We start from the raw sequence: 1,228 nt of genomic DNA, 5'->3' as shown, positions 1-1,228 counted from the left end.
TGAACTTCTCGACAATTTGTCGGGAAGTTGTTCCCTTTCCCAGTTTTCTTTTCCTTCATATCCATACATAGATATTTCCTCATCCAATAGCCTTGCAACCATAAAGCAACAAGACAGCAAAAACAAAAGCACTATTCCTGCCATAATAATAATTATCAAATCAATCACATCTCATCCTCCTATGTAAGCGGTACAGAAAAAGCAGCCTTGACAGACTGCTTTTTCAATCACCATATTCTATTTTTGTTCTCATGTAAAAAGGCTTCCGAAATTGTGCGAATCCCAAACGCTAATCCATCTATGTAAGCGTCTCTCTGTTCTGTTTGTTTAAGATTTAAAGTATATTCCTTGTAATCCTCAAACATTGCCTGCAGATCCGGACTCATTAGACTTATCATTTCCTTTTCTAATGTTTCACACAGTTCCTTTGTCTCTTCATAACTTTTACTTTGTGTTTCACATTGATTCATTGGATAAATGCTATAATACAATTTTTCCAGTTGCTTTTCGCTCATTTTTGATCACCATTTCTTTCAGTCTTTTTATGATCCATATAATTCCAGAAATGCCGTTTTTTAGCAAAATGCCTGCTACAGCTAATAATCTCCAGGCAAGAACCCCTATTCCAATCAAACTTCCTACCATCAGTTTAAGTACCACCAAACCAAGCATTTCCCCTGTCCCCACATTTCTTGGAACGACCAACAAAAACATTTTCTGGATTCCGAAAGGTATTCCCACAAAAAGCAATAATTTTCTCCAGTCTAATATTTCACCATTCATGCACATAGGGTGAACAATTAAGCAGATAATCATAGCTATTGCACCAGGAATTATCAATTTTGTTATAATTTCTTTTCCTCTCATATGCCACCTCCGTACATATCATGATTTACTTTTGCCTGGTAATAATTGCCTATTGTCGTTATTGAATTCATAAGACAGGTAAGCAAGTACGCTTTTATGTTCTTTACTTCCCTGGTATTCTCATGCAGACAGTCAAGTACATACTCTATGTGGCTTTCTTCCAGCAACAATAATCTGCTTTTTACGAACTGATATGGGTATTTCACTCCACTGATTGTAATATTCTCCCGTTCTATGCTGATTGTTTCCACAATTAGTGCCACAATTTCATCCAACTGTTGCTGTTCCCCTAGTCTGCATCGTTGTACAAGACAGTCATATTCAATATTTCTTTTTACAAGTGCAGTATTCATCTGGAATA

Annotated in this window: 3 protein-coding genes; all 3 read right to left on the bottom strand. The window is 36.2% G+C overall.

All coding sequences use genetic code 11. The features are described 5' to 3' along the window. Positions 1 to 227: 227 nt before the first annotated feature. Positions 228 to 515: a DUF6809 family protein gene (locus tag LI112_RS17775; RefSeq protein ID WP_015541255.1), complete on the bottom strand. Its 288-nt coding sequence runs from the start codon at positions 513 to 515 to the stop codon at positions 228 to 230. Next, the gene (locus LI112_RS17770) at positions 481 to 867 is read right to left on the bottom strand and encodes a DUF6050 family protein (RefSeq protein WP_005426609.1); all 387 of its coding nucleotides are present in this window, start codon (positions 865 to 867) and stop codon (positions 481 to 483) included. The genes LI112_RS17775 and LI112_RS17770 overlap by 35 nt, the downstream gene beginning before the upstream one ends. Next, positions 864 to 1,228: DUF6017 domain-containing protein (locus LI112_RS17765; protein ID WP_227191202.1), on the bottom strand; the 365-nt coding region annotated here is incomplete at its 5' end. The genes LI112_RS17765 and LI112_RS17770, both read right to left, overlap by 4 nt.

The sequence above is a fragment of the Blautia sp. 210820-DFI.6.14 genome (assembly GCF_020558815.1).
Lineage (GTDB): Bacteria > Bacillota > Clostridia > Lachnospirales > Lachnospiraceae > Blautia_A > Blautia_A obeum.
The sequence above is the reverse complement of the archived record's forward strand: the minus strand, read 5'-3'. Positions and strand labels throughout refer to the sequence as shown.